The sequence below is a fragment of the Vibrio sp. 1078-1 genome, from assembly GCF_033340475.1.
On sequence record NZ_JAWOWM010000818.1, the window covers coordinates 1 to 534 of the forward strand.

The 534-nt window shown below is 43.3% G+C and carries 1 protein-coding gene; it reads left to right on the top strand.

The window, feature by feature from the left end:
• The coding region (metG, locus tag R7190_RS30255; protein ID WP_318138260.1) for a methionine--tRNA ligase subunit beta at nt 1–352 on the top strand (352 nt) is incomplete at its 5' end.
• Nucleotides 353–534 lie beyond the last annotated feature (182 nt).

Genomic DNA, 534 nt, shown 5'->3' on the forward strand with positions numbered 1-534 from the left:
TGAGCTAAGCAAAGACCCAATCGCGGACGAGATTGAGTTTGATACTTTTGCTCAAGTGGATTTGCGCATCGCTCGCATCATCTCTTGTGAAGAAGTGCCTAAAGCAAACAAATTGCTTAAGTTCCAACTGGACATCGGTGGTGAAACTCGTCAAGTTTTCTCTGGCATTAAATCAGCCTACAAACCTGAAGAGCTAGAAGGCAAGCTAACGGTAATGGTAGCAAACCTAAAACCTCGTAAGATGAAATTCGGTATGTCTGAAGGCATGATCCTAGCGGCAGGCCCTGGTGGTAGCGACCTATGGATTCTTGAGCCACACGAAGGCGCTCAGCCTGGCATGCGTGTAATGTAATTCCCTTACGTTACGCTTGAAATGAGTTCAATCCCCGCCTCTCTCGGCGGGGATTTTTTTTGATCAAATTCACATTATTGGGGAGATTCTGCACCAATAACGCGCAAAACATTTAGGTTCAAATTTTAACTACTTGTTTTTAAAGTAATTTTAATTGGCATCAAAACTGCAAATTCCTTCTT